Origin of the sequence: Anabaena sp. UHCC 0253, assembly GCF_009712085.1 — a bacterium.
GTDB lineage: Bacteria > Cyanobacteriota > Cyanobacteriia > Cyanobacteriales > Nostocaceae > Dolichospermum.
Window position 1 is genome coordinate 286,880 of record NZ_VILD01000009.1, and the last position, 5,579, is coordinate 292,458.

Annotated in this window: 4 protein-coding genes; 2 read left to right on the forward strand and 2 right to left on the reverse strand. The window is 38.9% G+C overall.

The window, feature by feature from the left end:
• The first annotated feature begins 227 nt into the window (after positions 1-227).
• The gene (locus FJR38_RS22805) at positions 228-2,051 is read left to right on the forward strand and encodes a pentapeptide repeat-containing protein (RefSeq protein WP_168539578.1); all 1,824 of its coding nucleotides are present in this window, start codon (positions 228-230) and stop codon (positions 2,049-2,051) included.
• Positions 2,052-2,285: 234 nt separating this feature from the next.
• Here FJR38_RS22805 and FJR38_RS22810 read toward each other — a convergent pair whose 3' ends face one another.
• The gene (locus FJR38_RS22810; protein ID WP_168539579.1) at positions 2,286-2,921 is read right to left on the reverse strand and encodes a type I restriction endonuclease; all 636 of its coding nucleotides are present in this window, start codon (positions 2,919-2,921) and stop codon (positions 2,286-2,288) included.
• Between the two features lie 61 nt (positions 2,922-2,982).
• Here FJR38_RS22810 and thiL point away from each other — a divergent pair, with 61 nt between their 5' ends.
• The gene (gene thiL, locus FJR38_RS22815; RefSeq protein ID WP_168539580.1) at positions 2,983-4,005 is read left to right on the forward strand and encodes a thiamine-phosphate kinase; all 1,023 of its coding nucleotides are present in this window, start codon (positions 2,983-2,985) and stop codon (positions 4,003-4,005) included.
• A gap of 105 nt (positions 4,006-4,110) precedes the next feature.
• Here the strand turns inward: thiL and FJR38_RS22820 are convergent, their stop codons facing one another.
• On the reverse strand, positions 4,111-5,124 hold the full coding sequence (locus FJR38_RS22820) for a type I glyceraldehyde-3-phosphate dehydrogenase (protein WP_168498626.1): 1,014 nt from the start codon (positions 5,122-5,124) through the stop codon (positions 4,111-4,113).
• Between the last annotated feature and the right edge of the window lie 455 nt (positions 5,125-5,579).

Genomic DNA, 5,579 nt, shown 5'->3' on the forward strand with positions numbered 1-5,579 from the left:
AGATGGTCGTTATGCTGTATTTGGTTATCTCACCGCAGGTCAAGAGGGTTTTAGATAAACTCAAAGCCGGTGACAAAATTGAATCCGCAACTGTTATTCAAGGCATCGAAAATTTAGTTCAGCCACAAGCAGCTTAATTAATTATTGTTCGTAGTTGGTGCTTTAGCACTAAAGTGCCAACTACAAACTTAACCTAAAATATAGAAATAATACAGTTAGCAAAATTCATGAATACTTCGGAATCAGAACTCAATTTAGCATCTTTGGCAGATCGGATTTTTCAAGTTGAAGCCGAGCAAAATCTCAGACGCAAAAATATTTCTTGGTTAAAACAGTATTTTGATGAACTAAAACAGGAATTTAACAATAGACCTGAATTAGAACTAATTCAAACTATGCAACAAGAGATAATCCAGTTAACTGCTCAAGTGGCTGAGTTGCAAAAGTGTTTAAATTTGTCGTCTAATGTGAGTGAAGTTTTGAATGGTGATGAAAATTCAACTGAGATAAAAACTCTGGATGATGCAGAAATAGTCAAGGAGTTTTTTGAAAGGGTAGAACGGCGAGAAAGTCAAGGTATATTGATAGAAAAAGAAGTTATTATTAAAAATATTGATATTGTTGAAAGTAATAAGGAAGAAGTTGATGTAGTGGCAGAAGAGACGGAAAATAGTAGAAATTTTAGAGATTTAGAATTTCAGCTTGAGAGAATAATGTGGTTGGTTAATAGAATTTATGTAGGAGAAAAAGATTGTCATGATATCCCTGTTAGTGCAGAGGAGTTTTGGTGCAGGTATGAAGATGGAGAAAGAGATTTTACAGGGGTTAATTTAGCTGATGTAGATTTGAGTGAAAGAACTCTAGCAGATGAAGTTAACCTCAGTCAAGCTAATTTGAAAAATGCGATTTTAACCGATGTAAACTGGAGTAATCTGAATTTGAAAGGCGCAAATTTGAGTGGTGCAAATTTTGGTAACGCTAACTTATCTAACACCAATTTAAGTCAAGCTAATTTAAGTTTTGCTAATCTAACTGCTGCTAACTTTAGTTATACAAACCTAACTCGTGCAAATTTGAGTGGAGCAGATATCAGTGAAGCCGACTTATCAAATGCAAAATTAACTGAAGCTACTCTAGAAGATGCTTATCTTCATAAAACAAACCTCAACTCGGTAAAGCTAGATAAGGCAAACTTGAAAAAAGCTAATCTTCGTGAAGTTGATTTGACAGGTGCATCTTTACGGCAGGCTAATTTGAGTGAAGCTAATCTCAGTGAAGCCATTTTAGATAATGAAATAAATTTTAGTTTAGCTAATCTAAATGGAGCTAACTTAAGTGGAGTAAATTTGAGGGGAGTAAATTTGATGAAAGCAAATTTAAGTAATGCAAATTTGAGTAATACAAATCTCTTAGAAACAAATCTTGAAGGAGCAAATCTTCAGGAAACAAATTTGCAACATAGCTATTATGACAAATTAACTATCTTCCCCAGAGGTTTTAATCCATCTGAATTTGGAGCATATTTGATTTCTCCTGGTGTCTCGCTACAAAATGCTAATTTTGCTGGTGCTAACTTGAATAATGTCAATTTATCTGGTTCAGACCTACAAGGAGCTAACTTAAGTCAAGCAAACCTTGATGGTGCAAACTTCACTGCGGCAAATCTTACAGGAGCAAATTTGAACCAGGCAAATTTAGAAGACACTAACTTAAGTGCGGCTCAATTAAGTCAAGCAAATTTGACAGAAGCAATATTAAGAAGGACAAATCTCAGAGGTGCTGATTTAAGTTGCGTAAATTTAATAGGGGCAACTTTTCACTGTCCAGAATTTCATGGTGCAAATTTGAGTCAAGCTAAACTTTGCGGTGCTGGTTTAGCGCAAGAAGAGTTAAGTGAGGTAAATTTAACCTTAGCTGATTTACGTGGGGCAGATTTGAGTAATGCCAATCTAGAAAAAGCTAACTTAAAAGATGCAAATCTCAGCGGTGCAAATCTAGAAGAAGCAAATCTCACTGGTGCAATTATGCCAGATGGAACAACCCATGATTAGAATTTAACAAAAAAAGTGGCGTTGCTAAATTAGGGTATGAAATTCAAAAATTAATGAGTTCAAACTCTTACTCTCTGTGACTCTGCGTCTCTGCGCCTCTGCGTGAAACAAAATCATACTCTTAATCAGCAACGCCCAGAATTGGAATATGAAATTAAAAAATTAAAATCTCAAACTTTGCGACTTTGCGCGTTCGTGCAGCGTGCTGTAGGCATAACATAATTCATACCACTATTATGCAATAACAGCTTCTCCTAATCGTTTTAAAATTTGCAAAACTTCAGCTAATTCATGTCGTCGGGGAAACAGGGAAAATGTGCGGGATACCTCATATTGAGGTTTGTCTGTGATAGCGAGTTTTATAAATATAAATTCATCGCCATTTGTAGCCATACCAAATACAGATTTATCCCGGTGGGGATTAGTTAACATATAGGCTAATAACTGCGGTATTGCTGTGACAACTGGAATGCTATTTCGTTTAGATTCAACCACAAAAATCCAAAGTTTTTCTTGTACAATAAGGACATCAATAAAACCGCGAATTGTTTCTTCAGGTTCTTCAATTTCTAAATTGATCCCATAAGGTGAGCGAATTCGGTAAGGAGAATCTAAAAAACCTGCAAGTTCCAAAAGTGGCGAAACGACTAAAAGATTAATTGTCCCTTCTAATAATAGACCATCAACGCGATGATAATCATAACGCTGTTTGATGCGATTAACACCTGATTGTTCTTGTGGATTGAGTTGGGGTAAGTCTGTTAACCATTCATTAAAAAAGTTTTCATCTTCTGCTTGGTGTAAGTTACAACGAATTTGTAAATCACTCAAACTTTTAATGGTGTCTGTGATGCCAACTGTAGAAACCATATCAATAGTCTCCTAGATGATACTTTTATTTTAGTCTGTAAAGTAATCAGTAAATTTTATTATGAATAAAGATTTATCTTCCCTACGAATTCGAGATATTGGTGAACAAGGTCTTTTAGAAAGATTACAACGGTTTTGTCCACCAGATGTAATTGGAGATGATGCGGCAGTTTTGGAAACCTTACCAAACCAATCTTTAATAGTTACTACAGATATGCTCGTTGACGGCGTGCATTTTAGTGATGTTACCACCTCACCAGAGGATGCAGGTTGGCGGGCTGCGGCGGCTAATTTATCCGATTTAGCCGCAATGGGGGCAAATCCGGTGGGAATAACAGTGGGATTGGGTTTACCTGGTGATGTAACTGTCAGTTGGGTGGAAAGACTATATACGGGAATGACAGAATGCTTGCAAAAGTACAATGTGCCTATAGTTGGTGGTGATATTGTGCGATCGCCCATTACCACTTTAGCAATTACTGCCTTTGGTCAAGCTCACCCCAATTTCATGATCCGGCGTTCCACGGCTCAACCAGAAGATGTGATAGTCGTCACAGGCACTCATGGCGGTTCTCATGTAGGCTTGGAATTACTCTTACACCCAAAAATCGGACAACACCTCAAAACTGAAGAAAAGGCGGCTTTAATCACCGCACACCAGCGCCCCAAACCACGTTTAGATATTATACCCATCCTCCAAAAAATCCGAGAATCCCAACCTCAAGTTACTGTAGCTGGTATGGATAGCAGCGACGGTTTAGCAGATGCAGTATTACAAATTTGCCGAGCCAGTCACGTCGGTGCAATTATAGAATCTCATAAAATACCCTTACCATCAGCCTTTCAAGAGTGGCTAACACCAGAAAAATCATTAGAATATGCCCTTTATGGTGGCGAAGATTTTGAATTAGTCCTATGTTTACCACTAGAACCTGCATTAAAATTAGTGCAACAACTAGGCACAGGTGCAGCCATAATCGGCAAAATCACCCCCGGCTCAACAGTAATTCTCCAGTATCAACAAGCAGAAATCCCCGACCAAGTTCTGAGCCTCAGCCAGGGATTTCAACATTTCGGTCAGTAGGGGCGCAGGGCCTGCGCCCATTAGTCAAAGGCCTGCGCCCATTAATCAATAGTCAGTGGTCAGTGGTATTGAAACAACGAACAACTGACAAAAGACAATTAACAATTAAGCCCATTTTGCAGCTACTAATTCAGCCAAATCTAGAACACGTTGGCTATAACCCCACTCATTGTCATACCATGCCATGACTTTCACCATGTCATTACCCATAACAATAGTTAAATTGGCATCAACGATAGAAGATTCATTTGTACCTTGATAATCAGAAGATACAAGTTCCAATTCGGTGTAACCCAAAATGCCTTTCAGAGGACCTTCAGCCGCAGCCTTAAGAGCTTGGTTAACTTCTTCGGTAATAGTGCGCTTTTCAGTTTGCACTACGAAATCCACCATGGAAACGTTAGGAGTTGGTACACGCAAAGCAACACCATTTAACTTACCCTTCAACTGAGGAAGTACCAAAGCTACTGCTTTTGCTGCACCAGTGGAAGTAGGAACAATGTTGATAGCTGCTGCTCTAGCCCGACGCAAATCACGGTGGGAAGCGTCTAGTAAACGCTGATCACCTGTGTAGCTGTGGGTAGTGGTCATTATGCCTTTGATGATACCAAATTTTTCATCTAATACCTTGGCAATTGGAGCTAAACAGTTGGTTGTACAACTAGCATTACTGATGATGTTATGTTTGTTGTGGTCATAATCCTCATGATTTACACCGATTACAAAAGTACCATCTTCATTTTTGCCAGGAGCGGTAATCAGAACCTTTTTAGCTCCGGCATTTACGTGCCGCATAGCCCCTTCTTTGCTGGTAAATACACCTGTTGATTCGATAATCAGGTCAATTCCCCACTCTTTCCAGGGCAAGTTATCGGGGTTTCTATCAGATACGCACTTAACTGTATTACCATTAATGGTGATGGAGTTATCATCAGCACTAATGTCTACACCATGCAATTTACCTAGCATGGAGTCATATCTAAGCAAGTGAGCATTAGTTCTAGGATCGGATGTGTCATTAATACCGACCAGTTGAATATTGCTGTTTTCTCTACCTACCCAGCAGCGTGCGAAGTTACGTCCAATGCGCCCGAAACCGTTAATTGCAACTCTAATCACAGTGTCTTGCCCCTCTGTATTTATGCCTATAAGTTGATATCGTTGACCCCAATCATATCGCAAAGAGGGAGGCTATTTATAACGAGAAAGTCTGAGAACAAAAAAAAATACAGATTTTATTTATAAACCATGAGAGTCGAGGGGGCAGGGAGCAGGGGGCAGGGAGCAGGGGAGCAGGGGAGCAGGGGAGCAGGGGAGCAGGGGAGCAGGGAGTAGGAGAAATAATTCTTACCAATCACCAATCACCAATCATGATTTTTATAAATTGAATAATAGTTTCACTACCAATGTACTATTGTAGTCAATTCCGATAGAGGCTTTAGGCAAGTGATGCAAGTTGCTATACTCAAGGCCATACTACTAGTTGTCAAAAAGTACCCAAAATATGTATTTAAATTTACATAATTTTCTTTCCCGATGTAGCAGAAATTTTCAGAATAATCATAGGAGCGGAT